At 61.5% G+C, this 26,406-nt stretch carries 28 protein-coding genes, 2 tRNA genes and 1 pseudogene; 15 read left to right on the top strand and 16 right to left on the bottom strand.

What is annotated here, in order from left to right; all coding sequences use genetic code 11:
* Positions 1-15: 15 nt before the first annotated feature.
* Complete coding sequence (gene fabA / locus ILFOPFJJ_RS14775; protein ID WP_173511264.1) at positions 16-531, bottom strand: 3-hydroxyacyl-[acyl-carrier-protein] dehydratase FabA; 516 nt, start codon at positions 529-531, stop codon at positions 16-18.
* Between the two features lie 487 nt (positions 532-1,018).
* On the opposite strand from fabA, the gene irrA reads away from it, so the two are divergent.
* A complete protein-coding gene (irrA, locus tag ILFOPFJJ_RS14770) occupies positions 1,019-1,441 on the top strand; it encodes an iron response transcriptional regulator IrrA (protein WP_173511263.1) in 423 nt (140 codons plus the stop codon).
* Between the two features lie 11 nt (positions 1,442-1,452).
* Here the strand turns inward: irrA and ILFOPFJJ_RS14765 are convergent, their stop codons facing one another.
* Together ILFOPFJJ_RS14765 and ILFOPFJJ_RS14760 are read right to left on the bottom strand one after the other, a co-directional pair.
* Positions 1,453-2,088: a trimeric intracellular cation channel family protein gene (locus ILFOPFJJ_RS14765; RefSeq protein WP_173511262.1), complete on the bottom strand. Its 636-nt coding sequence runs from the start codon at positions 2,086-2,088 to the stop codon at positions 1,453-1,455.
* A gap of 107 nt (positions 2,089-2,195) precedes the next feature.
* The gene (locus tag ILFOPFJJ_RS14760) at positions 2,196-2,984 is read right to left on the bottom strand and encodes a YdcF family protein (RefSeq protein ID WP_173511261.1); all 789 of its coding nucleotides are present in this window, start codon (positions 2,982-2,984) and stop codon (positions 2,196-2,198) included.
* A 169-nt stretch (positions 2,985-3,153) separates the two neighbouring features.
* Between ILFOPFJJ_RS14760 and ILFOPFJJ_RS14755 the strand changes: the two genes are divergently transcribed.
* Complete coding sequence (locus tag ILFOPFJJ_RS14755; protein ID WP_173511525.1) at positions 3,154-3,369, top strand: hypothetical protein; 216 nt, start codon at positions 3,154-3,156, stop codon at positions 3,367-3,369.
* A 325-nt stretch (positions 3,370-3,694) separates the two neighbouring features.
* On the opposite strand, the gene ILFOPFJJ_RS14750 is transcribed toward ILFOPFJJ_RS14755, so the two are convergent.
* A tRNA-Ala gene (locus ILFOPFJJ_RS14750) sits at positions 3,695-3,770 on the bottom strand.
* A 246-nt stretch (positions 3,771-4,016) separates the two neighbouring features.
* Positions 4,017-4,406 (bottom strand): TIGR02300 family protein, encoded by a 390-nt coding sequence (locus ILFOPFJJ_RS14745; RefSeq protein ID WP_026186625.1) that lies wholly within the window; start codon positions 4,404-4,406, stop codon positions 4,017-4,019.
* A 284-nt stretch (positions 4,407-4,690) separates the two neighbouring features.
* Here ILFOPFJJ_RS14745 and aroA point away from each other — a divergent pair, with 284 nt between their 5' ends.
* Positions 4,691-6,043: a 3-phosphoshikimate 1-carboxyvinyltransferase gene (aroA, locus tag ILFOPFJJ_RS14740; RefSeq protein WP_173511260.1), complete on the top strand. Its 1,353-nt coding sequence runs from the start codon at positions 4,691-4,693 to the stop codon at positions 6,041-6,043.
* A gap of 134 nt (positions 6,044-6,177) precedes the next feature.
* The gene (locus ILFOPFJJ_RS14735; protein WP_173511259.1) at positions 6,178-6,762 is read left to right on the top strand and encodes a hypothetical protein; all 585 of its coding nucleotides are present in this window, start codon (positions 6,178-6,180) and stop codon (positions 6,760-6,762) included.
* Positions 6,763-6,963: 201 nt separating this feature from the next.
* On the opposite strand, the gene ILFOPFJJ_RS14730 is transcribed toward ILFOPFJJ_RS14735, so the two are convergent.
* Complete coding sequence (locus tag ILFOPFJJ_RS14730; protein WP_173511258.1) at positions 6,964-7,191, bottom strand: hypothetical protein; 228 nt, start codon at positions 7,189-7,191, stop codon at positions 6,964-6,966.
* Here ILFOPFJJ_RS14730 and ILFOPFJJ_RS14725 point away from each other — a divergent pair.
* From ILFOPFJJ_RS14725 to rpsA, 4 genes are all read left to right on the top strand, one after another.
* Complete coding sequence (locus tag ILFOPFJJ_RS14725; protein WP_173511257.1) at positions 7,185-7,412, top strand: hypothetical protein; 228 nt, start codon at positions 7,185-7,187, stop codon at positions 7,410-7,412. The two genes, ILFOPFJJ_RS14730 and ILFOPFJJ_RS14725, sit on opposite strands and share 7 nt — an antisense overlap.
* Complete coding sequence (locus ILFOPFJJ_RS14720) at positions 7,405-8,367, top strand: hypothetical protein (RefSeq protein ID WP_173511256.1); 963 nt, start codon at positions 7,405-7,407, stop codon at positions 8,365-8,367. Before ILFOPFJJ_RS14725 ends, ILFOPFJJ_RS14720 begins: the two co-directional genes overlap by 8 nt.
* A 72-nt stretch (positions 8,368-8,439) precedes the next feature.
* On the top strand, positions 8,440-9,078 hold the full coding sequence (gene cmk, locus ILFOPFJJ_RS14715) for a (d)CMP kinase (RefSeq protein ID WP_173511524.1): 639 nt from the start codon (positions 8,440-8,442) through the stop codon (positions 9,076-9,078).
* A gap of 162 nt (positions 9,079-9,240) precedes the next feature.
* Positions 9,241-10,947, top strand: coding sequence for a 30S ribosomal protein S1 (gene rpsA / locus ILFOPFJJ_RS14710; protein WP_173511255.1), 1,707 nt, complete (start codon positions 9,241-9,243; stop codon positions 10,945-10,947).
* Positions 10,948-11,026: 79 nt separating this feature from the next.
* Here the strand turns inward: rpsA and ILFOPFJJ_RS14705 are convergent, their stop codons facing one another.
* Positions 11,027-12,685: a hypothetical protein gene (locus ILFOPFJJ_RS14705; protein WP_173511254.1), complete on the bottom strand. Its 1,659-nt coding sequence runs from the start codon at positions 12,683-12,685 to the stop codon at positions 11,027-11,029.
* A gap of 419 nt (positions 12,686-13,104) precedes the next feature.
* Here ILFOPFJJ_RS14705 and ILFOPFJJ_RS14700 point away from each other — a divergent pair, with 419 nt between their 5' ends.
* Positions 13,105-13,437 carry a DUF6665 family protein gene (locus ILFOPFJJ_RS14700; protein WP_173511253.1) on the top strand — a complete coding sequence of 111 codons (333 nt, stop codon included), beginning with the start codon at positions 13,105-13,107 and terminating at the stop codon, positions 13,435-13,437.
* A gap of 53 nt (positions 13,438-13,490) precedes the next feature.
* On the opposite strand, the gene ILFOPFJJ_RS14695 is transcribed toward ILFOPFJJ_RS14700, so the two are convergent.
* Together ILFOPFJJ_RS14695 and ILFOPFJJ_RS14690 are read right to left on the bottom strand one after the other, a co-directional pair.
* Positions 13,491-14,537 (bottom strand): hypothetical protein, encoded by a 1,047-nt coding sequence (locus ILFOPFJJ_RS14695; RefSeq protein WP_173511252.1) that lies wholly within the window; start codon positions 14,535-14,537, stop codon positions 13,491-13,493.
* Between the two features lie 293 nt (positions 14,538-14,830).
* Positions 14,831-15,253 carry a BA14K family protein gene (locus ILFOPFJJ_RS14690; protein WP_246299614.1) on the bottom strand — a complete coding sequence of 141 codons (423 nt, stop codon included), beginning with the start codon at positions 15,251-15,253 and terminating at the stop codon, positions 14,831-14,833.
* Between the two features lie 361 nt (positions 15,254-15,614).
* On the opposite strand from ILFOPFJJ_RS14690, the gene ILFOPFJJ_RS14685 reads away from it, so the two are divergent.
* Positions 15,615-15,699, top strand: a tRNA-Leu gene (locus ILFOPFJJ_RS14685).
* Positions 15,700-15,900: 201 nt separating this feature from the next.
* Here the strand turns inward: ILFOPFJJ_RS14685 and ILFOPFJJ_RS14680 are convergent.
* Entirely contained in the window at positions 15,901-17,868 is a 1,968-nt protein-coding gene (locus ILFOPFJJ_RS14680; RefSeq protein WP_210267417.1) for an adenylate/guanylate cyclase domain-containing protein, read from the bottom strand.
* A 155-nt stretch (positions 17,869-18,023) separates the two neighbouring features.
* Positions 18,024-18,350, bottom strand: coding sequence for a hypothetical protein (locus ILFOPFJJ_RS14675; protein WP_173511250.1), 327 nt, complete (start codon positions 18,348-18,350; stop codon positions 18,024-18,026).
* Between the two features lie 131 nt (positions 18,351-18,481).
* On the opposite strand from ILFOPFJJ_RS14675, the gene ILFOPFJJ_RS14670 reads away from it, so the two are divergent.
* Positions 18,482-19,108, top strand: a complete 627-nt coding sequence (locus tag ILFOPFJJ_RS14670) for a ribonuclease D (RefSeq protein WP_173511249.1) — start codon at positions 18,482-18,484, stop codon at positions 19,106-19,108.
* A 3-nt stretch (positions 19,109-19,111) separates the two neighbouring features.
* On the opposite strand, the pseudogene ILFOPFJJ_RS14665 reads toward ILFOPFJJ_RS14670, so the two are convergent.
* Both ILFOPFJJ_RS14665 and ILFOPFJJ_RS14660 read right to left on the bottom strand, forming a co-directional pair.
* A pseudogene (locus tag ILFOPFJJ_RS14665) lies at positions 19,112-19,457 on the bottom strand (YqaA family protein).
* 83 nt (positions 19,458-19,540) lie between these two features.
* On the bottom strand, positions 19,541-19,822 hold the full coding sequence (locus ILFOPFJJ_RS14660) for an Rdx family protein (RefSeq protein WP_026622927.1): 282 nt from the start codon (positions 19,820-19,822) through the stop codon (positions 19,541-19,543).
* 185 nt (positions 19,823-20,007) lie between these two features.
* On the opposite strand from ILFOPFJJ_RS14660, the gene ILFOPFJJ_RS14655 reads away from it, so the two are divergent.
* The gene (locus tag ILFOPFJJ_RS14655) at positions 20,008-20,463 is read left to right on the top strand and encodes a DoxX family protein (RefSeq protein ID WP_173511248.1); all 456 of its coding nucleotides are present in this window, start codon (positions 20,008-20,010) and stop codon (positions 20,461-20,463) included.
* 100 nt (positions 20,464-20,563) lie between these two features.
* On the opposite strand, the gene rnk is transcribed toward ILFOPFJJ_RS14655, so the two are convergent.
* Positions 20,564-20,959, bottom strand: a complete 396-nt coding sequence (gene rnk / locus ILFOPFJJ_RS14650; RefSeq protein ID WP_173511247.1) for a nucleoside diphosphate kinase regulator — start codon at positions 20,957-20,959, stop codon at positions 20,564-20,566.
* 517 nt (positions 20,960-21,476) lie between these two features.
* Here rnk and ILFOPFJJ_RS14645 point away from each other — a divergent pair.
* From ILFOPFJJ_RS14645 to ILFOPFJJ_RS14635, 3 genes are read left to right on the top strand one after another with little or no spacing between them, the layout of a single operon-like run.
* Positions 21,477-21,956 (top strand): GFA family protein, encoded by a 480-nt coding sequence (locus tag ILFOPFJJ_RS14645; RefSeq protein ID WP_173511246.1) that lies wholly within the window; start codon positions 21,477-21,479, stop codon positions 21,954-21,956.
* Positions 21,957-21,978: 22 nt separating this feature from the next.
* Positions 21,979-22,530, top strand: a complete 552-nt coding sequence (locus tag ILFOPFJJ_RS14640; protein WP_173511522.1) for a sugar O-acetyltransferase — start codon at positions 21,979-21,981, stop codon at positions 22,528-22,530.
* A 32-nt stretch (positions 22,531-22,562) separates the two neighbouring features.
* Positions 22,563-23,072, top strand: a complete 510-nt coding sequence (locus tag ILFOPFJJ_RS14635) for a GNAT family N-acetyltransferase (RefSeq protein WP_173511245.1) — start codon at positions 22,563-22,565, stop codon at positions 23,070-23,072.
* A gap of 54 nt (positions 23,073-23,126) precedes the next feature.
* Here the strand turns inward: ILFOPFJJ_RS14635 and lepA are convergent, their stop codons facing one another.
* Together lepA and ILFOPFJJ_RS14625 are read right to left on the bottom strand one after the other, a co-directional pair.
* Positions 23,127-24,953 carry a translation elongation factor 4 gene (lepA, locus tag ILFOPFJJ_RS14630; RefSeq protein WP_376741414.1) on the bottom strand — a complete coding sequence of 609 codons (1,827 nt, stop codon included), beginning with the start codon at positions 24,951-24,953 and terminating at the stop codon, positions 23,127-23,129.
* Positions 24,954-25,035: 82 nt separating this feature from the next.
* The gene (locus ILFOPFJJ_RS14625) at positions 25,036-26,295 is read right to left on the bottom strand and encodes an MFS transporter (RefSeq protein WP_173511243.1); all 1,260 of its coding nucleotides are present in this window, start codon (positions 26,293-26,295) and stop codon (positions 25,036-25,038) included.
* Positions 26,296-26,406: the final 111 nt, after the last annotated feature.

Below are 26,406 nucleotides of genomic sequence, written 5' to 3'. Positions count from 1 at the left end.
CTGGCCTTTTGCGGCTCAGTCGGCCTTTTCCTGGAAAAGACCGACCCTGAGATCGCTGGCCTTGTAGATCACTTCGCCGTCGGCCTTCATCCAGCCGTCGGCAATGCCGAGCACCAGGCGGCCCCGCATCACGCGCTTGAAGTCGATGCCGTATTCGACCAGCTTGTTCTTCGGCGTCACCATGCCTGTGAATTTTACCTCGCCTGTGGAGATCGCGCGGCCCTTGCCGGGCTCGCCGAGCCAGCCGAGGAAGAAGCCGGTCAGCTGCCACATGGCATCGAGACCAAGGCAGCCGGGCATGACGGGATCGCCCATGAAATGGCAGGGGAAGAACCAGAGATCCGGCGTGATGTCGAACTCGGCGCGGACGTAACCCTTATCGTGGGGGCCGCCGGTTTCCGAGATATCGGTGATGCGGTTGAACATCAGCATCGGCGGCAACGGAAGCTGGGCATTGCCGGGGCCAAACATTTCACCTCGGCCGCAGGTCAGGATTTCCTCATAGCTGAAGCTGGATTGTCTGGTCGTCATGAATGGTTGTTTCCCCGATCGACTGAATGTTCTCCGACCTGCTTTAGTGCAAGTTCGGATTAAATTGAAGCGTGGCCTGCGCCAATGGCTATGCCGCCTGTCGCAGATTGCGCTCCCGCGAGACCCCTACAGCGCCGCGTGTCTTGTCAGACGCGCAAAGGGCACTGTAGCACTTTGAGTTGCTGAATGTTTTTATCCTTAAATCGGCTCCGATTTAAGGAAACATGCAGTAGGTTAGTACGGATGCCGGCGGAATGCCGCCTCACATTTTCTCTCATCCGGCCCTTATTGGCGATATCGTTGCGCCGTCGCTTACAATATGAATGTGGGCACGACCAGAGTTAAATGCCAGCCTTCCCCCGCTTTGGGCCGATTTTCAGGCGTTTGCGCCCCTGGAAGCTCGGAATCTATTGAAAGCGGCGCCAGCAGAAGTTATATCGCAAACAGATAATCTGTGAATTTGGCCAGGATACCAAAGCGGCTGCGCATGACGAAAGCACCACAAATGTGTTCGCAGGACAGGCTGCGCAACTCGGGTTTGCGCCCGACGCGCCAGCGTATCGCGCTTGCGGACCTCATTTTCGCAAAGGGCGACCGTCATCTGACCGTCGAGGAACTGCACGAGGAGGCGGTCGAGGCCGGCGTTCCGGTTTCACTCGCGACCGTCTACAACACGCTTCACCAATTCACCGAAGCGGGAATGATCCGCGTGCTCGCGGTCGAAAGCGCCAAGACCTACTTCGACACCAATGTTTCCGATCACCATCATTTCTTCGTCGAAGGACAGAATGAGGTGCTCGACATTCCGGTGAGCAACATCCAGATCGACAATCTTCCGGAGCCTCCGGAAGGCATGGAGATCTCGCATGTCGACGTCGTGGTCCGCCTGCGCCGCAAGTCCGACCGCTAACCCTTTACCTGCTACATCACGTCGCTCGGGTCGCGCCCCGGGCCTGCCCTGCCGGTCGGCAAGGTCCAGCCGTATTTCAGTGCGCCGCCGCGCACCGCGAAGGCGGAGAGCACGCCGAGTGCCGAGGTCGCGATGAGCGGCATGCCGATCATTGTGGCGAACACGAAGGCGCCGGCGCCGACGAGCGCGGCGGTGACATAGACTTCCGGCCTCAGCAACACGGACGGCTCGCCCGCCAGCAGGTCGCGGAGAATGCCGCCGAAGGTCGCCGTCAGCATGCCGGTGACAAGGGCGACGGTCGGCGAACCCGTCGCCGCCAGGCCCTTCGCTGCCCCCATGACGCAATAGGCGGAAAGACCGATCGCATCGAGCCACACCAGCATGCGATAGCGCGAGTCGAAAAGATGGGCCGTGAAGAACAGGATCAGGCCCACCGAGGCGCAAACGAGCAGATAGGTCGGGTTGAGCACCCAGAACACGGGCGTGGCACCCAGGATCACGTCGCGCATCGTGCCGCCGCCGATCCCCGTGACCGACGCCAGGAAGAGATAGCCGATGATATCGAGCTGCTTGCGGGATGCCGAAAGCGCGCCGGTCGCCGCGAAGACGGCCACACCGGCATAGTCGAGGATTTCGAGGATCGGCATGGATGCTCCGCTCTGTGCCGCGTCGATCCGGAATCGATGCGCACCATGATTTTTACCGCAAGCTTCCTAACAAATCAGCGGGCAGCAAGCGTTACTCGGGCGCTGCGTTATCGCGGCAGGATCGTTTGCGTCCGGCCGAGGAGATAGTAGGCAAGCAGTCCCGTCCATTCCTTGGCCGCCGTCGTCGCCAGTTGCGCATTGAGCGAGGGCTGGGTGAAGTCGAAACCGAGCCGCACGTTGCCGCTCGTTCGATAGTCCGCCGGCCAGGGCATCACGTCGATGCCGAACGAACGAAAGAGGCCGATCGAGCGCGGCATGTGGTAGGCCGAGGTGACGAGCGCGCAACGCTCCATCCCATTCGCGTTCAGCAGATCCTTCGTGTTTCGTGCATTCTCGAAGGTGGTCCGCGATTCCTCCTCACGGATCAGGCGGCCGGGGGCGATGTCAAACGCCTCGAAGAAAGTCCTCGAGATCTCGGCGTCGCCCGCATAGCCGCCGCTCAAGGAGCCGTCCCCGCCCGAAACGAGGATGCGCGCGGCAGGATGGGCCTTGGCAAGCCGGACGGTCTCGACGAAGCGCTCCGCTGCCTGGTTGAGTTCGATCCCGCCGCGCCCGGCAATAACCACGTTCTCGAAGGCGCCGCCAAGCACGATGATGCAGGAGAGTTCTGCGGGTTCCGGAGAGGGGCGGGTAAACCGGTCCTCGAGGATCTGCAGGAAATAGGACCCGGCAGTCGTGAACAAGCTGGTGAACAGCACTGTCAGCCCAAGCGAGCCGAAGAAACCGCCGATGCGCCTGCGGCCCCGCAGCGCCAGCAGAAAGCCGATGAGGACGCTGAAGAAAGCGAGCGAAAGCGGCTGGGCAAGGAGCCAGAAGATCTTGGAGGCAAGAAACATGAGGCAACTGTTCTGGCGCCTGGTTAATATTCAGCAAATGCGCGGCACAAGCGACCCGTGATTCCATGGTTCGTCATTTGAAACAGCGCCCTCTTGGAATCGCGCCGGGTGATTACCAATTTTTGCAGATCATCAACAAAGCTACTTTGATTGGAGGGTCAAGGTGGAAATGGATCTGCGCTTTTCAGAACTGGCCATTGGTGACGAAGAAATTGCGATGCTCCAGAGGGTTCATTCACATGCATGCGGCATCAACGATGTGGAGCCCGAAAGCGAGCAGGGATTAGACATCGGGAAGATGCTGTTCAGTTTGTATCAGCAGGGCATCCGCGGCGAGCTGTCGCTGATACAGATGTTGACTGCACGAAAGTACGGCGAAGACTAGCGAGAACGTGAGATTTCCGGCTCCGGGCGAGGCCTGCCGGGGATTGTGCTGGCGGCAGGCCTCTGACCGCTCCCCCTCGTCGTGAGCGGGTGATCGATCAGATCATGATGATGGCGGTGTAGCTCGCCCTGATCGCCTCGGCTCACCCGAACAAGATCCGAACACGATTCCTCGCGCAACGCCCGCCCCTGCGGCTCTACGGATTTGGGCATTCGTCATGGACGACGCAGCCGTTCGGCAAATTGTGTCCGGAGCTCCTGTTGCCCGATGAAGACGTGCAACGTCTTGCGCGGAAACCTAATTGTTTCAGCTGTAATAGGAATTTTGGTGGAGCTAAGCGGGATCGAACCGCTGACCTCTTGCATGCCATGCAAGCGCTCTCCCAGCTGAGCTATAGCCCCATCAGGGTCCGGCAATGCCGGTTCCGGGAAATCGTCGGGCTTTGTGCCCGGCGAGTGGCGGCTTATTACTTCTGCTTTTCGCGGATGGCAAGCCGAAAATTCAAAGCCGGTGCGATTTTATTTCTCGTTCCGGGAAACGCCCCGACCGCGAGGTGTTGCAGCGGGCGGGGCAGCTTTCGTGCGTGTTTTTAAACGCTTAGTGCGGAAATGCGTGCGGTGGTTCTTCCGCCTACGTCCCCGAAACTATCAGACGTCTTCATCCTCGTCGGAGACGCCGATGAGGTCGCTCATATCGTCGTCGTCGTCTTCGTCGTCGGCTTCGAGGAACGTGTCGTCGTCGTCGCCGTCGATTTCGACGTCGTCATCGCCAAGATCCGGCAGGTCGTCGCCGCCCGATGCCTCGTCGTCGGCATCCTCGAGCGAAACGAGTTCGACTTCGGTGTTCTCTGCGTCGACTTCCGTTACGTCTTCCTCTTCTTCCTTCTCGAGCACCTTGGCGACGGAGCTCTCCTCGAAGAAGGACAGCGGATAGGACTTGCCGGTATAGGGGGAAACGATCGGATCACGGTTCAGATCGTAGAATTTGCGCCCCGTTTCCGGGTCGATGCGCTTTGTTCCAAGTTCCGGTTTTGCCACAGTCAAAGCCTCTTGAATGGCCGGACGAGCCGGCTCTTGCCGGTCAGCCGGCGGGTGGAAAGGGTATCAAGCTTATGATGATTAGCCGGTCCCCATAATCGTCTTGACAGCATCTGTCAAAGGCAAACTTCCGTCGCCGGCCGGCCCCTCATTTTCTTCGCGCCGGGAGATGACCCCTTTCACTCTTTATGTTAGGGAGCGCGCCAGATGACGGTTCGTCCGCGCCTGCATTCCGGGTGGGCGATTTGCGGGCCGTCGAAGCCGGATTGTCAGAGGAAAACATCATGTCGCATGGCTTGAGCCCGAAGCCCGCCACCGCACGCAAGTCGTCCGATCTCAAGGGCACCGTCCGCATTCCCGGCGACAAGTCGATTTCGCACCGCTCCTTCATGTTCGGCGGTCTCGCTTCGGGCGAGACGCGGATTACCGGCCTGCTCGAGGGCGAAGACGTGATCAACACGGGCAAGGCCATGCAGGCGATGGGCGCGAAGATCCGCAAGGAGGGTGACACCTGGATCATCGACGGCGTCGGCAACGGCGCCCTGCTCGCCCCGGAGGCGCCGCTCGATTTCGGCAATGCCGGCACCGGCTGCCGGCTGACCATGGGCCTCGTCGGTGTCTATGATTTCGGCTCGACCTTCATCGGCGATGCCTCGCTCACCAAGCGGCCGATGGGCCGCGTGCTGAATCCGCTGCGGGAAATGGGCGTCCAGGTGAAATCGGCCGAAGGCGACCGGCTGCCGGTGACGCTGCATGGGCCGAAGACGCCGAACCCGATCACATACCGCGTGCCGATGGCCTCGGCCCAGGTGAAATCCGCCGTGCTGCTCGCCGGCCTCAATACGCCCGGCATCACCACGGTCATCGAGCCGGTGATGACGCGCGATCATACGGAAAAGATGCTCAAGGGTTTCGGTGCCAATCTGACCGTCGAAACCGACGTAGACGGCGTGCGCACAATTCGCCTCGAAGGCCGCGGCAAGCTGACGGGCCAGGTGATCGACGTGCCCGGTGACCCGTCCTCGACCGCCTTCCCGCTGGTGGCCGCCCTCCTCGTGCCAGGCTCGGACATCACCATCCTGAACGTCTTGATGAACCCGACGCGCACCGGCCTCATCCTGACGCTGCAGGAAATGGGCGCCAACATCGAAGTCATGAATGCGCGCCTCGCCGGCGGCGAGGATGTCGCCGATCTCCGCGTGCGTCATTCGGAGCTGAAGGGCGTCACCGTGCCGGAAGAGCGCGCGCCGTCGATGATCGACGAATATCCGGTGCTCGCAGTTGCTGCCGCCTTCGCCGAAGGCGCGACCGTGATGAACGGCCTTGATGAACTGCGCGTCAAGGAGTCCGACCGCCTTTCCGCCGTTGCCGACGGCCTGAAGCTCAACGGCGTCGATTGCGACGAGGGCGAAGCCTCGCTGGTCGTGCGCGGCCGCCCCGGCGGCAGGGGCCTCGGCAACGCTTCGGGCGGTGAGGTAAAGACCCATCTCGACCACCGCATCGCCATGAGCTTCCTCGTCATGGGGCTCGCTTCCGAACATCCGGTGACGGTCGACGATGCGACGATGATCGCAACCAGCTTTCCGGAATTCATGGATCTGATGACGGGGCTGGGCGCGAAGTTTTCCCTGCAGTAAGTTACATTTGCACCAAATACGTGTACTCGACCTTAAGCTTTCCCTCTTATGGATTCCTTGAATCCAAAGGGGGAAAACGCCTTGTTACGTGACTTAGATTCAGCTGCCTTCGGATCGCTGAAGGATCCGCGCGCGTGACCTCGCTCACTGACCAGGGCCCAAACTGGCGGAAGCTTCCGGATGGAACATATTTTTGGCGAACTCACACGCGTTCCCCAACCCTAAATGTTTCCGAGAAGACCGTTGTGGCAGCCAGAAAGCTGAGAACCTTCGAGCATGTCTTCGCGATGTCGCTCGTTCCGCTTTTGCCGCTTTGGGTATTTTGGTTTGAAGGAAAGGTGAGCATCGGCGTCTCTGCAGCCGCCACGGGCGTGCTGATTGCCGCCAATCTTGCCGTGCATCTGGCTGTGAAACGAAGACTCCGCCTTCTTTTGCGCGACGCCAAGCCGGCGAAGGCGGAATTTGAGTTCAGGAAGATAGGTTTCAATCCCTATCGGAACGTCTCGAACGCAAAGCTGCTTGGCCACAGCCTCTTTTGGGGCGTAGTCTTCGTTGCTTCTCTCTGGATGATCGCGAAGGTGACGTTCGGCCTGTCAAGTCAGCTACCACAAGAGTTGGCCAAACCGGATCAGCTTGCCGCCGTAGCTCTTTTCAGCGCCCTCAATCTCTATGCGGTGACGAAGGAGCGGCGTCGGCGGAAAGATGAAGCGCAGGCGTAATTTCCGTCCCATCATCCGGAAGAAGCCGCCGATCGAAGGGGAGCCGCCGCGGTTCCGCCGCAGTCCCTTGGAGGGCCTGTCCAGGCGGGAGAGCGACCGATATTGGATGGTGCTTTTCGCGCTCGCCCTGGGAGCGCTTCCGGGGTTGATCGCACTTAAGGCGATCGCCGGCCATTGGTGGGTAGCAACATCGGTGGTGTCTCAGCCCTCTGCCTTGCCGCGGCGCTGGTACTGCCATTCGTTGCGGGCCTGCTGGAACTCCGCCGGCTGAGCCGGCGCGGGGCGGCGGTGGTGGCAGCATTTAACGAGCGAGAGACTGTCTACAGCCTCGTTTCGCCGAACCCTGAGGCCGAGCGGATTAGCGCGAGCAGCTGGAAGATTCTCTTCGTCATCGCGGTTCTGCTTCTCCTCATGTTCGGCCTGTGGCACGGGTTGAAAGGCTGCTTGATGGCCTGCCGTCCCGTGAGTGGCCGGTCAGCGCTTACAGGCATCGTCGCTATCGCGTTGCCCACTACATCGACCAGTTGCTTGCACCCTATGTGCCGGATGGCCCGCTCTTTCCGATGCTCCTGATGGTCGGCATCGTCCTGTTGCTGCTCCTGTTTCTGCGCGAGATCTGGCGGCGTTTGAAGGGAAGTTTGAATGTTTGATCACGGATTGAATTGGAAAAGGCAGGAAGACGGCACGATCCTTTACCGGCGCGCACCATCCGACCCGACCTTCGTCATTGACGAGCGCGCGCTCGGCCAGATCTTACGATTCAGGTTGCTGATCCCGCTGATGTCGTTTTTGACGCTGCTTCCTGCCGTATCGCTTGCCGTTTTCGCGAGGCACGGTTACGTCTCGATTGCCGTTCCCCTTGTTGCATTCCTGGGTGGAGCCGTGTTCTCTTATCTTTACTTCAGGTCAGTCGAGCGCAAGATCGAGGCGACGCTTCGCCGTGCCAAGCGATCAGCAGAGGAAATTCAACCCTTCAAGGCTCCTCGCAATGGCCGCAGTTGGGAGACGCTGGACGACGGATCGGTTCACTACTGGCCTCGCGCCGCCACTGAGCCCGTCGTTTTGACCGGCGTGCAGTTTGCGGCTATCGGAAAAAGCAATGGCCACGTTGCCTCGTCGTTATTCGTAAGCCTGCTCGTCGCCGTCCTTATCGATGGTTACCGGTGGGTCGGCGACATGAGCAATGGAACCGCAATGTTGGCGCTATTGGCGATAGCGGGTTTCAATATTCTTTTGGTCGCAAGATTGCGGAGGCAGCGCAGTGCAATATTGGCAAATGTGCCGCGGGCGCCAAACCGAACCGATATCCAGCCACCGCTGGAGGCCACACAACTGATTGGGGTTGTTAATGCAGTGCTCCGGCGGCGGTTGGGCGAGACATCCGGGCGTATGCTCCTCATTCTGATCTGCATCGCCGTCCTAAGTTTTAGGGCTGCTAACGGGACTCTGGTTTCCCTTGCTAATGGTAAGTCCATTTATTGGGCCGACCTTCCTATTCCCGTCGGCCCGATCGTCCCCGCTCTGGTGTGGGGCTGCAGCCTGTTTGCCATAGCTTGGCTTGCCTTGGTGATCATCGGACGTCTGCGAAACGGCCGCGAAAAATAGAACAGCTGCCTGCAAGCGTAGATTCTCCGGCGATTTTGATCTAACAGGCCCGCAGAAAGGATCGCAGGACCAATCATGATCACCATCGCCATCGACGGGCCCGCGGCGGCCGGCAAGGGAACGCTCTCGCGTCGGATCGCCGAGGAATATGGATTTCATCATCTCGACACCGGGCTCACCTATCGCGCCACCGCCAAGGCGCTCCTCGATGCCGGGCTGCCGCTTGATGACGAGGCGGTTGCCGAGAAGATGGCGCGCAATGTCGAACTCGCCGGTCTCGACCGGTCGGTGCTTTCCGCCCATGCGATCGGCGAGGCGGCGTCGAAGATCGCCGTCATGCCGGCTGTTCGCCGCGCGCTGGTCGAGGCGCAGCGCGCCTTTTCGCAGCGGGAGCCGGGAACCGTGCTCGACGGACGCGACATAGGTACCGTTGTTTGCCCCGACGCGGCCGTGAAACTCTACGTGACGGCTTCGCCCGAGGTCAGGGCGAAACGGCGTTACGACGAGATCGTTGCCGGCGGTGGCTCGGCCGATTACGACGCGATCTTCGAGGATGTGAAAAAGCGCGACGAGCGCGATATGGGCCGCGCCGACAGCCCCTTGCGGCCTGCCGAGGATGCGCACTTGCTTGACACTTCCGAAATGAGTATAGAGGCGGCATTCCAGGGGGCGAAGACGCTGATCGACGCGGCCCTGCAAAAGAAGATTTGAAGAAAGCCATCATCGGCTCCTGCCGGATCGCCTTCTTGAAAAGCCTGAAATTCCGTCCACGCGCCGGATTGCTCCTTCAAATGGGGCGGACTGGGTTCAGGCCAGTTTAACGCTAACCCCCGGCGCATGTGCGTCTCTTCAGGAGATGCATCAGGAGATTTTATGTCTGCAACCAACCCCACCCGTGATGATTTCGCAGCGCTTCTCGAAGAGTCCTTCGCCAAGACGGACCTCGCCGAAGGTTATGTTGCCAAGGGCATCATCACCGCGATCGAAAAGGACGTCGCCATCGTCGACGTCGGTCTGAAGGTCGAAGGCCGCGTACCGCTGAAGGAATTCGGTGCCAAGGCCAAGGACGGCTCGCTCAAGGTCGGCGACGAAGTCGAAGTCTACGTTGAGCGTATCGAAAACGCCCTCGGCGAAGCCGTTCTTTCGCGCGAGAAGGCTCGCCGCGAAGAAAGCTGGCAGCGCCTGGAAGTGAAGTTCGAAGCCGGCGAACGCGTCGAAGGCATCATTTTCAACCAGGTCAAGGGCGGCTTCACCGTCGATCTCGACGGCGCCGTAGCCTTCCTGCCGCGCAGCCAGGTCGATATCCGTCCGATCCGCGACGTGACCCCGCTGATGCACAACCCGCAGCCCTTCGAAATCCTCAAGATGGACAAGCGCCGCGGCAACATCGTGGTTTCGCGCCGTACGGTTCTGGAAGAGTCCCGTGCCGAGCAGCGTTCTGAAATCGTTCAGAACCTCGAGGAAGGCCAGGTCGTCGAGGGTGTCGTCAAGAACATCACCGACTACGGTGCATTCGTCGATCTCGGCGGCATCGATGGCCTGCTGCACGTCACCGACATGGCATGGCGTCGCGTCAACCATCCGTCGGAAATCCTGAACATCGGCCAGCAGGTCAAGGTTCAGATCATCCGCATCAACCAGGAAACCCACCGCATCTCGCTCGGCATGAAGCAGCTCGAGTCCGATCCGTGGGATGGCATCGGCGCGAAGTATCCGGTCGGCAAGAAGATCTCCGGTACCGTCACGAACATCACCGACTACGGTGCGTTCGTCGAGCTGGAGCCGGGCATCGAAGGCCTGATTCACATCTCGGAAATGTCCTGGACCAAGAAGAACGTTCATCCCGGCAAGATCCTGTCCACCAGCCAGGAAGTCGACGTTGTCGTTCTCGAAGTCGATCCGACCAAGCGTCGTATCTCCCTCGGCCTCAAGCAGACGCTCGAGAACCCGTGGCAGGCATTCGCGCACAGCCACCCGGCTGGCACCGAAGTCGAAGGTGAAGTCAAGAACAAGACCGAATTCGGCCTGTTCATCGGCCTCGATGGCGATGTCGACGGCATGGTCCACCTCTCCGACCTCGACTGGAACCGTCCGGGCGAGCAGGTCATCGAAGAATTCAACAAGGGCGATGTCGTCCGTGCTGTCGTTCTCGATGTGGACGTCGAGAAGGAGCGCATCTCGCTCGGCATCAAGCAGCTCGGCAAGGATGCGGTCGGTGAAGCTGCCGCTTCCGGCGAACTGCGCAAGAACGCCGTCGTTTCGGCCGAAGTCATCGCAGTCAACGATGGTGGCATCGAAGTGAAGCTCGTCAACCACGAAGACATCACTGCGTTCATCCGTCGTGCGGATCTGTCGCGTGACCGTGACGAACAGCGTCCGGAGCGCTTCTCGGTTGGCCAGGTTGTTGACGCCCGCGTCACCAACTTCTCCAAGAAGGACCGCAAGATCCAGCTGTCGATCAAGGCTCTGGAAATCGCGGAAGAGAAGGAAGCCGTCGCTCAGTTCGGTTCGTCCGACTCCGGCGCTTCGCTCGGCGACATCCTGGGCGCCGCTCTGAAGAACCGCCAGACCAACGAATAATCGTTGCTGAACTGGAAATAACGAGCCCGCGGAGAGCGATCTCCGCGGGCTTTTTCTTTGAGCGGGCGAAGAAAGGGAGCTAGCCGAGATCGCCGAGCTTTCTGTAGAGGCCGTAGGCGTCGATTGCGGCGGGTTCGTCTCCCGGGTCTTCCTTTCCGTCATCTAGGCTTCCTTTTGCCGGCGCTTCGCGATCATCCTCGCTATCCTCTGCGTCCGCTCCGGTGTCGCTCTCGCCGTCGCCGGCCTGTTCGCGCCGGTCGGTCGTGTCCGTTGCGTCGTCGACCTCCACCTTCGCAGGAGGATACGGGACCATGGCGAAGGGTATCGCCTCCCGGGGAAGTCCGCTTTCGACGAGCCTGGAGAGCATCTGCTGCATGGCCGGATCATTGCCGGGGTTTTGACCCCGAGCTTGCATCGGCGAACGTTGCGCTTCCTTGTCGGGCTCGTCGGTGGGGGCGTGGTCGGCGATTGGGGCTTCGGTCCCGTTACGGGAGCGGATGCCGGCGTCCCGTGAACGTTCCTCCGGGTCACTCTTGGATGGCGCTGCGGCTGTCTGCTGCCGAGTGTCACCGTTTTCCGGTTCCGCCGCCGGCCTTCCACCTTCGTCGACGAATTCCGGAAGGGCTATGCCGTCGCGGATGATCACCTTCATGGCGTCGGCCAAGGAGCGTGCGGACTGGCCACTTGGTTCTCCGCGTGAAGCCCGAGGCTGCGTCTGCTGCCGGCCGTCTTCCGTGTCGGGCAGGGGACGGCCGTAGGTGCCGTCCGCCTCGAGCCCGTCATCGTATCCAGTTTCATCGGCCCCCTGCTCAAGCAAGCCCGTCTCGGTGTTGTTTCCCACTTGTTCGGTGTCGTCCGGTTGGGTGGCGAGGGGCATATCGGACGGAGTGGGCTCGGGATTCACCGGCCCGCCAGCCAAGCTCCGGGGCTCCGCAGCGCCACCTCTGGTGTCTGCTCCCTCGCTTTCTGGCTGCGGCAGCGGGAGTGCCGTATCCAACGCGGCGAGTTCACGCTGCGCGAGATCGCCCCCAAGCGCCGCCGTCGCTTCCCTGTTCGCAGCGGCTGAGAATTGGGGTGGGCGCGCGCGTGACTCCGAAGCCTTCGAAGGTCGTCCTGTCTCGGCCGCGTCTTCAGGCATCTCGTTCATTGCGCCTTGAAGCATCGCCGCGACCGGCCCCCCTTCTTCGTCGGCACTGAAGGTCTTCTTCAAGATCGATTGAAGCAATACGAGGTCGCTCGATGCGGACGCCTTTATCGCCGCGAACTGGGGCGGAACGGCGGTTTGCACCGGCAGGTTGCGGATGGCGGTCGCGTCCTGCGGCTGAGGTGAAGAGGGCATTGCGCTCGCGGCTATCGATGCGGATGCTTGGCCCCGGTTCGACACTGCGGTCAGGACGGCGATGCGGTGCGCGAGGCTACGCCCGCCGAGTTGCCGCTCCAGGAGCAGCCGCTCCGGCATCGGCATGGATTCGAGAAAGCCGATCAGGCGTTTGACGAAATCGCGGCCGCTTTCCTGCGGCAAGGGTGGAAATTTGAGGATGCGCGCGAGATCCTCCATCAGCCGCACCAGCGCGTCCCTGGACAGAACCTCCTTGCCGGACAGATGACGGCCGAGCGCATCGAGAATTTTCTGGATCGCCTCGGCGCGCTGACCTGACGGAAGTGCCGCATGGCGGGCCTGCGCGGTGCTTTCGTCGCGTGGGCCGGCCGCATTTCTGATCGTGAGAATGGGCAGCATCCTGGTTTCCACTTCGCCGCAGCAATGTCATATCTTTCAAGCGGCGCCTCGCACCTCTTCGGATGCGCAAAGGTCGCTGCAGTCACCCCGATGCTGGCGGACTTTCATGATTGCTGTCGGAGAGCGCCTCATGCGCGCAACGGCCGGTCGGCCGGGCCAGCCACGGCTGGCCGTGGATAATTGGGGCATGATCGCAAAGACTAAGCTGAAGAAGTTTATGAAATCTTAACCATAGTGCCGACGAGCCGGGAGCCGCGGGCCACTTGCGTGAAGACCATTGCCGGTCCATGCTGCCCCTACAGCGCCACGCATCCGACCGGACGCGCTAAGGTCGCTGTAGCACTTTGAATTGCCGCATGTTTTGTCCTTAAATCGATTCCGATTTAAGGAATCATGCAGTAGCCTTCACGGAGCTGCCAATGACATTTCGCCCACCGCAATCGCTGAGCCGATTCGATACCGTCAGAGGCGGTGTGAACGTGCTCGAATATGAGCTGATGGCGGAGCGTGCGGACGCGCTGGGTCGTCATGGCTTGAAGGTGGAGAAGGCACTTGCGGCGCTGAATGGCTACGATGCCAGCAAGCACGGGCCGTCCGCCCGCCAGAGGCTTCTCGACGAAGCGGCCGATGCCGTCTGGGCTTTCCTGATCCAACGCGAGATATGCGGCCTGCGCGACAGTCGAGATGCGGTGCGCCGCTACGGCATTCCGAAGGAGGTCATGGCTCGTGTCGGGATCGTCAGGAAGCGATGATCGGGCCAGGCGCGTCAGAAGCAATCATATTGCCGATCGGCTCGATGCGACCATCATTGTGATCCAGTCAACTTGCGCCTGATGAAATCGTAGATGCCGTCCTCGTCGACGTGAAGAACGAACAGATCCCGGGCCTCCGTCGCCCGCTGGGTTTGCTGTGAGCCGTCCTCGTGGAGTGCTGCCATGAGGCTCGCTTCTTCCTCCGTGATGCCGGCATTGTCGCGCTCGCTGCCTTGGCTCTCCAGCGTGGCCTGCCGGTGGTCGCTACCGTCGTTTCGCGCCTGGGTTTCGGCGACCTCGGCGCCAGCGGCGAGAACCGTCAGCATCTCGGTCGCATCGACGCCTTGCCCGTCTGGCGGGGTCTTCCCGGCGTCGATGTCGGCGGCAACCTCGTTCCGCTTCTTTACAGCCTCGTGAAGCTCCTTGACGTCGTCGAGATTGTCCTTCGCCTCCAGCGCGCGGATCGCCTTTTCGCGCTCGGCATGGGTTTCCTCATCCTCGACGCGCGTCGGATCGCTTTCGGTCCGTTCAAGTTTCAGTTCCTCAAGCGATTTCGGATTGGCGGCATCCTCCAACCGCTGCAGGACCTTCGCCGTTTCGATGGCGGTGAGACCTCCATCTTGCGTCTTGGTTTGCAGCGCGGCCTCAAGCTTGTCGTCTTCCGTGCCATAGGGGTTCTTGATCGCGGCCAGGACTTCCGCAAGCGAGAGGTCGAGCGCGTCGAGGCCGAGCGTCTTCTCGACCATGCGGACCTGCTCGGGTTGCAGGCCGGAGAGCGCCTCTTCGAGTTGGCGGCCATAGGCATAGGCGGATTGACCATCCGCGCGCTCAAGGTCGAGGAGTTCGCCTAGCTTGCCGATCAGTTCCAGCTTGAGCTCGGTGACGTCGACCACGGCGCGATTGAAGAAGTGGTTGTTGATCTTGTCGTTGGCAGCCTTCTGCGCCTCGTCCGATTTGATCCGCGCCTTGAGGATCTTGTCCTCCTTGGTGGCTCTTGCCTTTTCCTCTTCCTCTGCGCGACGCTTTTCGATGTCCTCGATGATCGAACCCACGAGGGTGGTCGAGACGGTCGCGCTTGCCTGCTGTGTCGGAAGCAGCATCGTTTCAATCCGCCATCTGATTGTACCGGTCTGAAACGATAGGCGGCCGAAGTTAACTGCGCCTTAATGATGTCAGTGTTCAGGAAGCGGCACAGCGCGGGATGTGCGGCATGCGCGACAGTGCCGCGATGCGCAGCTACGGCCTTCCGAAGGCGGTCACGGCCAGCCTCGGATCGCCGGAAGGCGATAGGCCCGCGCTTCTGCGATGCCCGACGCGGCAGTCTGCCCGTTCGTAGCTTCAAAAACCAAGGAGGCCCGGCGAAAGCTGCGGCCGCGCCTCGTTCGAGCGAGCCTTACCAGCCCGGGGCGAAGCCCCCATAATAGCCAGGCCGGTAATACCGATGGCCGTAATAACCGGGGCCGTGGTATCGGTATGGATAGTAGCCGCGATTATATCGGTAGGGGTAGTAACCGGGGTAATAGCCCGGACCGTAATAGCGGGTCCCGTAATAATACCGGTTCCCGTAGTAGTAGCGCCGCGGATAGTATCCGGGGCCCGGCCCGAAATAGAAGCTGATGCCGGCCCGGCGATAGCCGGGATGATAGCCCGGCCAGCCGCCGTAATAGCCACCCCGCCAGCGCGGATAATAGCCCCGGCCGCGATGGGTGACGGTCTGGACATCTGCGGCTGACCCGATATCGAGCACCGGACGCGGCATGGCCTGGGCCGGCGCGACAGGGGGGATCATGGAGGCGGCCGCCAGCGCGCAGCTCATAACGAAATTCCGAAATCCCGTCATTTTTTCCTCACTTTCCGAAAGACGTGCTTTCCGGTTTGTCCCTGCTCCATAAACGTTTGTCTTGTTTGGTTTATTCCGTGACGTCGGATCGCGCGCACGCGTGCGGAGCCGCCGGATTTCCGCGCCGATCAGCCGTCGGAGGAAGCATGCGCCTCACTGGCACTCATGTCACTGAAATTCTCGCCCTATCTTTACGGGTTGAACTAACCCGACCGGACCGCGGAAGGCGGGGCTCGACGAGGCGGCGCCACTCTCCGGTGCTTTTTCGCGTCCGGGCGTGAAAACTTCAAAATGCCTGTTGACACTTCGCCCCCGGCCTTTTACATGCCGGTCCGTCGCCCAGATGGCGGAATTGGTAGACGCGCAGGTTTCAGGTACCTGTGCCGCGAGGCGTGGAGGTTCGAGTCCTCTTCTGGGCACCATTTCCGATTTCAGACTGCCTCTCGCGGTCGTGAAACGCAAAAAGAGCCCGGTTATCCGGGCTTTTTTGTTGCCTGCGAGTTGGACTTGCCGCTGATGCCCAGAGCATCCCGCTTTCGGGTAGAGTCACTGAAAGCGGATAAGATGCTCTAGAATCAAAGTGCTAGAGCGTCCTTTGTGCGTTCATCTGAACGCACGGCGCTCTAGGCTGCAGTTCCGGTTTGCGCTTCCACCCTTTTCACTTCGACGACGGGACTCGCACTCAGGACCTCGTAGACGTCGAGGGCCGTGGCCCGTCCCTTGGCCTGCGCTGCGCCGAGCGGGCGGAATGCGATGACGTCCTTGCATTGGGCAACGACCGCGCCGCTCGCCATGATCGCCGTGGCGAAATCCTTGTTCATGCCCTCAAGCCGGGAGGCGACATTTACCGTGTCGCCCATCGCCGTATATTGCAGCCGCTCCTTCGCGCCGACGCTGCCGACAACCGCCATCCCGGTATGAATTCCGAAGCGCGTGCGGAATTCTGGTAGGCCCCTTGCTCTTTGTTTTTCGTTGAATGCCCGCAGCCTTTCCTCAACGGCGAGGGCGCAGCGACAGGCATGTTCGGCATGTCGTTCGTCGGCGACCGGTGCGTTCCACATGGCAAAGACCGAGTCGCCGAGGAACTGGATGATCGTGCCGCTGTGAGCGTCGACCATCTCGCTGAAAATATCGAAATATTCCGAAAGCATTGCCACCACGTCCTCTGGAGCATGGCGCTCGCTGATGGTGGTGAAATCGTAGATATCGGTGAAAAGCGCCGTCACCTCCTGGCGCCAGGCGGCGCGGCCGCTGAATTGCCCGGATTCGACGCCCCGGCGCACCAGTTCCTTGGGCACATAGAGCGCGAAAGTGGAGATCGCGTCGCGGGCCTTGTTCATCGCGCCGTTCAGCGTCGAGATTTCCGTGACGCGCGAGGGCACGTCGATCGGTGTCGTGAAGTCCAGATCCTGCAGGCGGTTGGCACTGGCGGTCAGCTGATGGAGGGACTTCGTAATCAGGTGCGCGAGAACGAGTGCGCTGAGGACGGCGAGCACCACGACGGCACCCGAGACCGCGAGGCCCTGGAGCAGGACGGAGTTGGCGGTCGCCATCAGTTCGTCAAGGGGGGCGGCGACGACGACCCGATGCCCGGAAAGCAGCAAGGCCGACGCCAGCGGCGTCACCATGACAAGATAAGTGCGATCGCCGACGTCGACGAAGCTCGCCTTGCCCGGGGGAGGGGGGTTGAGCCGGATGCTTTGGACGAGGGAATCGTGTTGCGGCGCAGCGACCGGGTCATATTTCTGTTTTGCCGCCATGATACGCCGCATCATGGCGGGATCAGAGTGGATGATCGGCCGTCCGACCGCGTCGAGGATGAATGAAACGGAACCGTCGGTGAGCCGCTCGCGCGAGAGGAAGTCGGTGATCGTGTCAAGAACGACGTCCGCGCCGATGACGATTTTTCCGTTTCCGTGATGGGCTTGCGATATCGTCATTCCCAGCTTGCCGGTCGTGGCCATTTCGTAAGGTCCGATCGACACGGGAGCTTTCCCGTCGACAGCGGCCTGATACCAGGGGCGGGTTTGCGGGTCGAAGCCGGTCGGTGTCGCTCGGCGCTCGGCAAAGTGTATGCCGGCTGCATCGAGGAACAGGAGGCGGTTGACCGGCTTTCCTTCGCCGTCTTTTTCCATCGAGCGCACGGCAAGCATCGCGCCGCGTGGCGCATCGAGCGCCATGCGCCACGCGGGCATTGCCAGATCGACGACTTGGAAGAACCTGCCATCGGGATAGCCAACATAGATCCCGTCGATATGCGGAGACCGCATGATGCCTTCGCGCAGAATCGCGATCTTGTCGTTCTGCCGTTCCGGCGGCGGCACAAGGAAGGAATTGGCCACCGATGCGACAAGGCCGACCAATGCCGATGTGTCACCCGAAAGGACCCCGAGCCGGTCGACGAGACGACTGACGAAGGCGCGCATGCTGGCTTCGGCATCTTCGATCGCGGCATTGCGCGACCGGCGGTAATCAAGGCCGACCAGCGTGGCGGATACCACGATGAGCATCGCAACCATCACGAGGGCAAACAGGGATCGGAGAGAGTGCGTCCAGATCGCGGGGTGCCTGTTCTCGTCGGAGCCGCGCATGCGTTTTCCCGTCTGTAAGTTCGCCGCCAATCTTTGCAGTATTGCACGGCGTTTGCATAGAACTTGTTAATTGGCGCGGCAGCCGTAGGGGAGAGACGCGGGTTGGATCCGAAACGTAAGCAATTGCTTACGTGGAGATCGCGTGGGACAGCCGGTTAATAGCCCAAACCCCGCTTCTGCCGCTCGAGTGAGGGCGGCAATCGACTTCCCCGAAAAGCCGGGCCGTCGCCCTCGCGGCACTTGTAGACCGTGTCGTAGCCCGGCCCGCGCGAGGACTCGAATGGCGCCCAGCGGTCGACGAAGACCTGCTCGCAAGCCACCCTCGGCGGATCCCGCAGCGGATCCTCGGCCCGCACGCCCGGAAGGTCATAGTAGGCTTGAGCCAACTGCGGCGCGCGTTGCGTCGCGAGCGCAGCGCCCGTCGAAACGCTCAGGAGGAAGGCGGTGGAGGCAGGCACCAGGACGGATCGAAGCGAAATCATGCTCTCGGGGCTTTCTCGGGAAGGGGATCGGCAGGGCCGCACGGGAGAATGTACGGTATTGCCTCTGGCAAACTTGCGCTATAGGCCAACTGTGTTCCAATTCACTTGCTAAATTCATCTGGGGATTTTCGATGGCGAATACAATAAGGTTCCACGAAGGCGATATTTCCGCGGCCGATGCCGCCCGCTACACGGGCGCTATCGCGATCGACACGGAAACGCTGGGCCTTGTCCCACGCCGCGACCGCCTTTGCGTGGTGCAGCTTTCACCAGGCGACGGCACTGCTGACGTGATCCGCATCGCCGCCGGACAGAAGCAGGCGCCGAACCTTGTTGCCATGCTCGCTGACCCGACGCGCCTGAAGATCTTCCACTTCGGACGCTTCGATATCGCCGTGCTTTTCCACACCTTCGGCGTCACGACGACCCCGGTCTTCTGCACCAAGATCGCCTCACGGCTGACGCGCACTTATACCGATCGGCACGGGCTCAAGGACAACCTGAAGGAAATGCTCGACGTCGATATTTCCAAGCAACAGCAGTCGTCGGACTGGGCAGCCGACATCCTCTCGCCGGCACAGCTCGAATACGCCGCTTCCGACGTGCTTCACCTCCATGCGCTGCGCGACAAGCTGATGGCGCGTCTCTTGCGCGATGGCCGCATGGAGCATGCCGAAGCCTGTTTCACCTTCCTGCCGACACGCGCCAAGCTCGACCTGCTCGGCTGGGAAGAAACGGACATCTTCGCCCATAGCTGACGTTTACGGCATCAGCCACAGGACGATGGCATAGCGCGCCGCCTTGCCGATCGTCACGAAGATCAGAAACAGCGTGAGCGGCGTCCTTAGCAGGCCGGCGGCAAGCGTCAACGGATCGCCGACGACTGGCAGCCAGGAAAAAAGCAAGACGGGCTGGCCGTAGCGCCGGAAGAGCGCCTCGGCTCTTTTCCGCGCCGTCGCCGAAACCGGAAACCCAGCGGCGGTTCTCAAAACGAATGAGAAAGCGGCCAAGGCCGAAGTTGACGGTGGCGCCAAGCACGTTGCCCGCGGTCGCTGCCAGGAAGAGGGCGGTGCGGCTTGTCTCGCCCGCAAGCGCCGCTGCGACGATCGCCGCTTCCGAAAGACCGAAGAGCAGCGTCGCCGAGAGGAAGGCCGCCGCAAAGACGCCGGAGATGATGCCGAAGTCCAGGCTCAGCTCCTGTCGACGTGGCCGAGATCGCGCTCCGGCTCGATCACGTCGCGGATTCGCTGCTTCAGTTCCTTCGGCCCGGGGAAACCGCCATCGCGCTTGCGCTCCCAGACGAGCTCGCCATCGACACGGATCTCGAAATTGCCGCCGGTACCGGGGATAAGCGCGACTTCGCCCAGCGTATCAGCAAAGGTCGACAGCAGCTCCTGCGCCATCCAGCCGGCGCGCAGCAGCCAGTTGCACTGGGTGCAATAGAGGATCGTGACGCGGGGTTTTTCGCTCATCTCAGGTTTCCTATTCGCGCATGCGCTCAAACCATATCGGTGCTTCGGGGTGGTAACAACCGGCCTTTCACGCTCTCTTCACATACATGTTAACTTTAATAGTCATGTTTTTATCGATGGAACCTTGTATTGCGAACGCCAGCCGGCAAGAGAATTGCTGCAGTGCAACGAGTCCAGAGGAAATCATGACCGACACCACCGCTACGACAGCCCGCCCGCGCGCGATCCTGCCGGCACTCGAAAAGATCTACCTGCCGCTCGACACCTTCGCCGAAACGCTGCTGCGCGTGCTTGCGGGCGCTCTGCTCGTCACCCACGGTTACGGCAAGATCCTCGATCCCTTCGGTGCCGTTGGCATGGTGGAAGGGCTGGGCTTTTATCCCGGCGCCTTCTGGTCGCCGCTGCTCGCCGCCACCGAATTCTTCGGCGGCATCTTCATCGCCATCGGCCTGCTGACCCGCCCCGCTGCCTTCGCGGCGACGATCGTGCTGCTGGTCACCGTCTATTTCCACGGCATCGTGCAGGGCCAGGGGCTCGGCGGTGCCGAGAAATCGATCCTCTGGGCCGCGATCACATTCTTCTTTGCTGTCCGTGGCGCCAACAGCCAATCGGTCGATGCCAGGTTCGGCAAGCAGTTCTGATCTCTTAGACCGTGACGCGGCCCGCTTGCCGGCCGCGTCCCTCTGCCCCCTATAGCACCGCGCGTATATTCAGGTGCGCATTAACCTGCATGACGAAGGTTCACGGCGCCACGCCGCGGATCGTCATGCGGTGCACCTTTCCCGCCCGATCGACCCAATCGATCGACTGCCCGACGGAAAGACCGATCAGCGCCGCGCCGATCGGCGTCAACACGGAAATCCGGCCCGCTTCGATATCGGCCTCGCCGGGATAGACCAACGTCACCTCCTTGGCAAAGCCGTTGTCGGCATCGAAGGTGACGGTCGAGCCCATCTGCACGCTGTCTTTCGGCAGATCACGCGTGGCGATGCGCGCCCGTTCGAGCTCCGAAAGCAGGGTTTCGGCGACATCGGGGATGCGGTCGAAAGCCGATGAGGCGAGTGCGGTAAGGCGCGCGTGGTCCTCGGCGTTGATCACGATCGGTGGAAGTTTCTTGCGGGTTGCTTTGTCCGCCATGACGATATCCGTGCTTGGGCGCATGGTCGCCTACCGCATGTTTCCTTAAATCGGAGCCGATTCAGGGATAAAGACCTGCAGCAATTGAAGGTGCTACAGCGTCCTTTGCGTGTCTGATAAGACGCGCGCCGCTGTAGAGGCGCCATGATCGCGATTGTTCCTGTGAGATGTTTGCGCTCGCCGCATTGAGGCCTGCGGAATGGCCGCAGAACGTTTGATGCGAAAGGCTCCCCTTCCCCGGAGAGCGCACGCATCCGGGCCGGGGTCAGGTTCCTGCGATAGGGCAGACCCGGAAGGAACAGCGGAAATGGATCGCAAGCGTCAGCATGGGCGGAGAGTCGGAAAGTTCGACGGCTAAGTCAAGGCCGGATGATCGCCTCTTGAACGGTGGTGTCGGCCGTGTTCATTGTTGCTCGCTGACAGGCGGCGGGGCCGGTCTGGCGCCCGGCGAAGTGATCGACCGATCCTCGGCCGCCGCTGGGCAGCAAGGTGGCTTCGTGATGGAGGAGATTTGGCTATGAGCGAAGCGATCGAAGGCGGCTGTTTTTGCGGACGCATCCGCTATCGGCTGAGGGATCGGCCGATGTTCGTCCATTGCTGTCACTGCAGCGATTGCCAGCGGCAAACGGGCAGCGCCTTCGTGCTGAACGGCATTCTGGAGGCGGAAAACGTCGAACTCCTCCGAGGCGAGCCGGTCATGGTCACGCTGCCGACCTCGAGCGGCCGCCCGCACGACGTCTATCGCTGCGCCGATTGCCAGTCGGCGCTCTGGAGCGATTATGGCCGGCGCAAATGGCTCTCCTTCGTCCGTATCGCAACACTCGACCGGCCATCCGACTTTCCGCCGGACGTGCACATCTATACGCGCTCGAAACTCGACTGGGTGCCCTTTCCGGACGGCGCCCAGGTTTTCGACGAATACTACGACATGCAGGCGCTGTGGCCGAAGGAAAGCCTGGCGCGGCGGGACCGGGCGCATGCCAAGGCGAAGGGATAGGACATCGATGACAGAAATGGCTGTGACGCAAAGCGAGCGCGAAAAGATGGCCGCGGGCGCATGGTACTGCTGTGTCGACCCGGAACTCGATCAGTTGCGCAATCACGCCCGCAAGGCAGTTCACCAGCACAATTCCATGCTGCCGGACGCGCGCGGCAGCATGGCCCCGGCCCTGAGAGCGCTCTTTGCCGGCGTGGCTGAGGACGCTTTCGTCGAGGCGCCGTTCCATTGCGCCTATGGCATGAATATAACGCTCGGCGCCCGCGTCTACCTGAACGCCGGCTGCACCATCCTCGACACCGCTCCCGTCGTCATCGGCAGCGACACGATGCTGGGACCGGGCGTACAGATCTATTGCGCCGAACACCACAAGGATCCGGCGCTGCGCCGTAAGGGGCTGGAAATCGCCCGCCCGGTTACGATCGGCGAAAACGTCTGGATCGGCGGCGGCGCCATCATCCTTGCCGGCGTGACGATCGGTGACGGCGCGATCGTCGGAGCAGGCGCGGTGGTGACGCGCGATGTGCCAGCGGGTGCGACGGTGGTCGAGAATCCGGCGCGGGTTCTGCGGTGAGATCCGAAGAAAAGAACAGGAGGGCTTTGTCGATGGCCGATAACGTGGTGATACAGGTTCGTCCGGCGCGCGCCGGGGATGTGCCGGCGCTTTGCGCTTTTCTGAACGAGATCATACGGATCGGCGGCACCACCGCCCACGAAGTGCCGTTCACCGACGAAAGCTTTGCCGCGCATTTCCTGACAAGTCCGGGCTTCGTCAGTTGCTATGTTGCCGAGGATGCCGATGGCCGGCCCTGCGCCTTTCAGGGATTGGAACGCTGGGATGGCCTCCCGGATGGTTGGGTGGATATCGGAACCTTCGCCCGTCCTCACGCGAAGGTTCGTGGCGCCGGAACGGCGCTTTTTGCTGCCACGAAGGCGCATGCGCACGCCGCGGGCTTCCTGGCAATCAACGCGACGATTCGTGCGGACAACACCAGCGGATTGGCCTACTACGGCAAGATGGGCTTCGTCGATTACAAGGTCGACAAGGCAGTCCCGCTGAAGGATGGTCGGCCCATGGACAGGATATCGAAGCGCTATTTGCTCGGGGAAGCTTGAGCGTCTCTGAGAGGCGAGCGCTGTTGCCGGCGCTATTATGCCTCGCATCAACGCTCACTCGTCGCCCATCTTCAAGGCCGCGATAAACGCTTCCTGCGGGATCTCCACCTTGCCGAACTGGCGCATGCGCTTCTTGCCGGCCTTCTGCTTTTCCAGAAGCTTTCGTTTGCGGGTAGCGTCGCCGCCGTAACACTTGGCGGTCACGTCCTTGCGCAGTGCCGAGATGGTTTCGCGCGCGATCACATTGCCGCCGATGGCGGCCTGGATCGGGATCTTGAACATATGCTTCGGGATCAGCTCTTTCAGCTTCTCGCACATTTCGCGGCCGCGCTTTTCCGCCGCCATGCGGTGCACCATCATCGACAGCGCGTCTACCGGCTCGCCGTTGACGAGGATAGACATCTTCACGAGGTTGCCTTCCCGGTGATCGGTGATCTGGTAGTCGAAGGAGGCGTAGCCCTTGGAAATCGACTTCAGCCGGTCATAGAAATCGAAAACAACTTCGTTGAGCGGCAGGTCGTAGGTCAGCATTGCCCGGCTGCCGACATAGGTGAGCTCGACTTGGATGCCGCGCCGATCCTGACAGAGCTTGAGGATGCCGCCGAGATAATCATCGGGCGTCAGGATCGTCGCGCGAATCCACGGTTCGTGGATTTCGGCGATCTTGACGACATCCGGCATGTCGGCGGGGTTGTGAAGCTCACGCTCTGAGCCATCGTTCATGAACAGCTTGTAGACGACCGATGGCGCGGTCGCGATCAGATCGAGATCGAATTCGCGCTCCAGCCGCTCCTGGATGATTTCAAGGTGCAGAAGGCCGAGGAAGCCGCAGCGGAAGCCGAAGCCGAGCGCGGCGGAGGATTCCATTTCGAACGAGAAAGACGCGTCGTTAAGGCGCAGCTTGCCCATGGCGGAGCGCAGGTCCTCGAAATCGGCGGCGTCGACGGGAAACAGACCGCAGAAGACGACGGGCTGGGCCGGCTTGAAACCCGGCAGTGCCTTGGCCGTCGGCCGCTTGTCCTCGGTGATCGTATCGCCGACGCGGGTATCGGCCACTTCCTTGATCGAGGCGGTGATAAAGCCGATCTCGCCGGGACCGAGCGAATCCATCGCAACCATCTTCGGCGTCAGCACGCCGACGCGCTCCACCTGGTATTTCGCATCCGTTCCCATCATGCGGATGGTCATGCCCTTTTTCAGGGTTCCGTCGATGACGCGCACCAGAACCATGACCCCGAGGTAGGCGTCATACCAGCTGTCGACGAGCAGCGCTTTCAACGGAGCGGTGTCGCCGCCTTCGCTCTTCGGCGCCGGCAGCTTGTGCACGATCGCCTCGAGTACGTCCGGAATGCCGAGTCCGGTCTTTGCCGAGATCAATACGGCATCGGACGCATCGATGCCGATCACTTCCTCGATCTGCTCCTTGATCCGCTCGGGCTCGGCCGCCGGCAGGTCGATCTTGTTGAGCACGGTGACGAGCTCATGGTTGTTGTCGATCGCCTGATAGACGTTGGCGAGCGTCTGCGCTTCCACGCCCTGGCTGGCATCGACGACGAGCAGTGAGCCCTCGCACGCCGAAAGCGAGCGCGAGACTTCATAGGCGAAGTCGACGTGGCCGGGCGTATCGATGAGGTTCAGCACATAGGTCTCGCCGTCATTGGCCTTGTAGTGCAGGCGCACGGTCTGGGCCTTGATGGTGATGCCGCGCTCTCGCTCGATATCCATGCTGTCCAGCACCTGCTCGGACATTTCGCGCTCGGCAAGGCCACCGGTCGACTGGATCAGCCGGTCGGCGAGCGTCGACTTGCCATGGTCGATATGGGCCACGATCGAGAAGTTGCGGATGTGCGATAGGGGCGTCTTGGAAGATGTTGTGCTCATGGGCCGCATATAGCAGCGCGATCAGGCGGCGCAAAGCGGGAAATGAAGACTTCGTTCACTATAGTCCGGCGGCCGCGCACGCCTATTCGGACCGCGTTTCCGCCTCGATCAGCGCGCCGGCGTTCGGCACCTGCGCGCTCTTGAGTTCGAAGCCTTCGCAGAGCTGCGGCGGAACTCTCTTGCGGCTGCCGAGGCGCAGGAACACGAAAACCGCGTAGAGGACCGCCACGGTCATTGCAGCGTAGATGAATGTGTGCTGCCCCAAGGCGGGCGTAAGCATGGTAACGAGCATCGGCACGATCGTTGCGGCAGTCGACCAGGCGACGAGCATGGTGCTGGCGAGCGGCACGAAATCGGCCGGATCGGCGCGGTCGTTGGCGTGCGCATTGGCGATCGAGTAGATCGTCTCGACGGCGCCGGCGAAGAGCGCGAAGACCAGCATCAGCAGGATGAGATTGGCGAAGGAAACGCTAAGTGCCGCGAAACCAGCGGCGACGATCAGCGCGCAGGTGGCGATCAGCACGATCCGGCGGTCGATCCGGTCGGAGAGTGCGCCCATCGGGTACTGGATGAAGATCAGCCCGAACTGCATGACGAACATCAGCGCCGCCACGTCCTTCTGGCTGACATCGTTGGCGGCAGCGTAGATCGGCGTGAAGCCCTGCACCACCATGGAAAGACCCCCGGCGGCAAGCACGCCGACGAAGGCGACGGGAGAATTCCGCCACGCCATCGGAATGTCGATGCTGACATTGGCGGGCGCTGGCGGCGTCGGCAGACGGGTGAGGCCGACCGGCAGGATCGCGATGGTGGTGAAGAAGATCGTGATGATCGGTGCAAGGTTGCCGTCCGCCGGGATCTGGCCGAAGAGCCAGGCGCCGGCACCGAGACCGATCACATAGGCCATGTAGAACATCGCCATCGCCTTGCCGCGCCAATGGTTTTCGCTGGCGTGGTTCAGCCAGCTCTGGCTGATGATGAAATTCGTATTGCCGGCGGCGCCGTAGAGGCAGCGCGCGAACACCCAGAGAATCGGATGGACGCCAAGGCTGATCATCAGTGCCGCGAGAATGACGAGAGCCATGGAGCAGGAGAAGGCGCGGGCATGGCCGACGCGGCGGATGAGCGGCCCGGCGATCACGCAGCCGACGAGCCCGCCGAAGGCGATGGCGGTGACCGCGGCGCCCGGGACCCAGTCCGGCGCCTCGGACCGCGTCAGCACGAAGGGGACATAGGCGAGCATCATCCCATTGCCGATTGCGACTGCCGTCATCGAGATGACGATGCTGGCGATCGACGTGAGCGACGAAGGGGATTTGTGCCTGGGTTGCGCGACGTCCATGCTGCCCCTCTGAAAAAGAGATTTCTAAACTATTGAAGAAGAACGCTTTTGCGAATTGAATGTTCGTCCGCACCATAGCGCCGGAAGTGTCGCCGCGTTGTCGTCAAAGCG

Source organism: Sinorhizobium psoraleae, assembly GCF_013283645.1.
Classification (GTDB): Bacteria; Pseudomonadota; Alphaproteobacteria; order Rhizobiales; family Rhizobiaceae; genus Sinorhizobium; species Sinorhizobium psoraleae.
The sequence above is the reverse complement of the archived record's forward strand: the minus strand, read 5'-3'. Positions and strand labels throughout refer to the sequence as shown.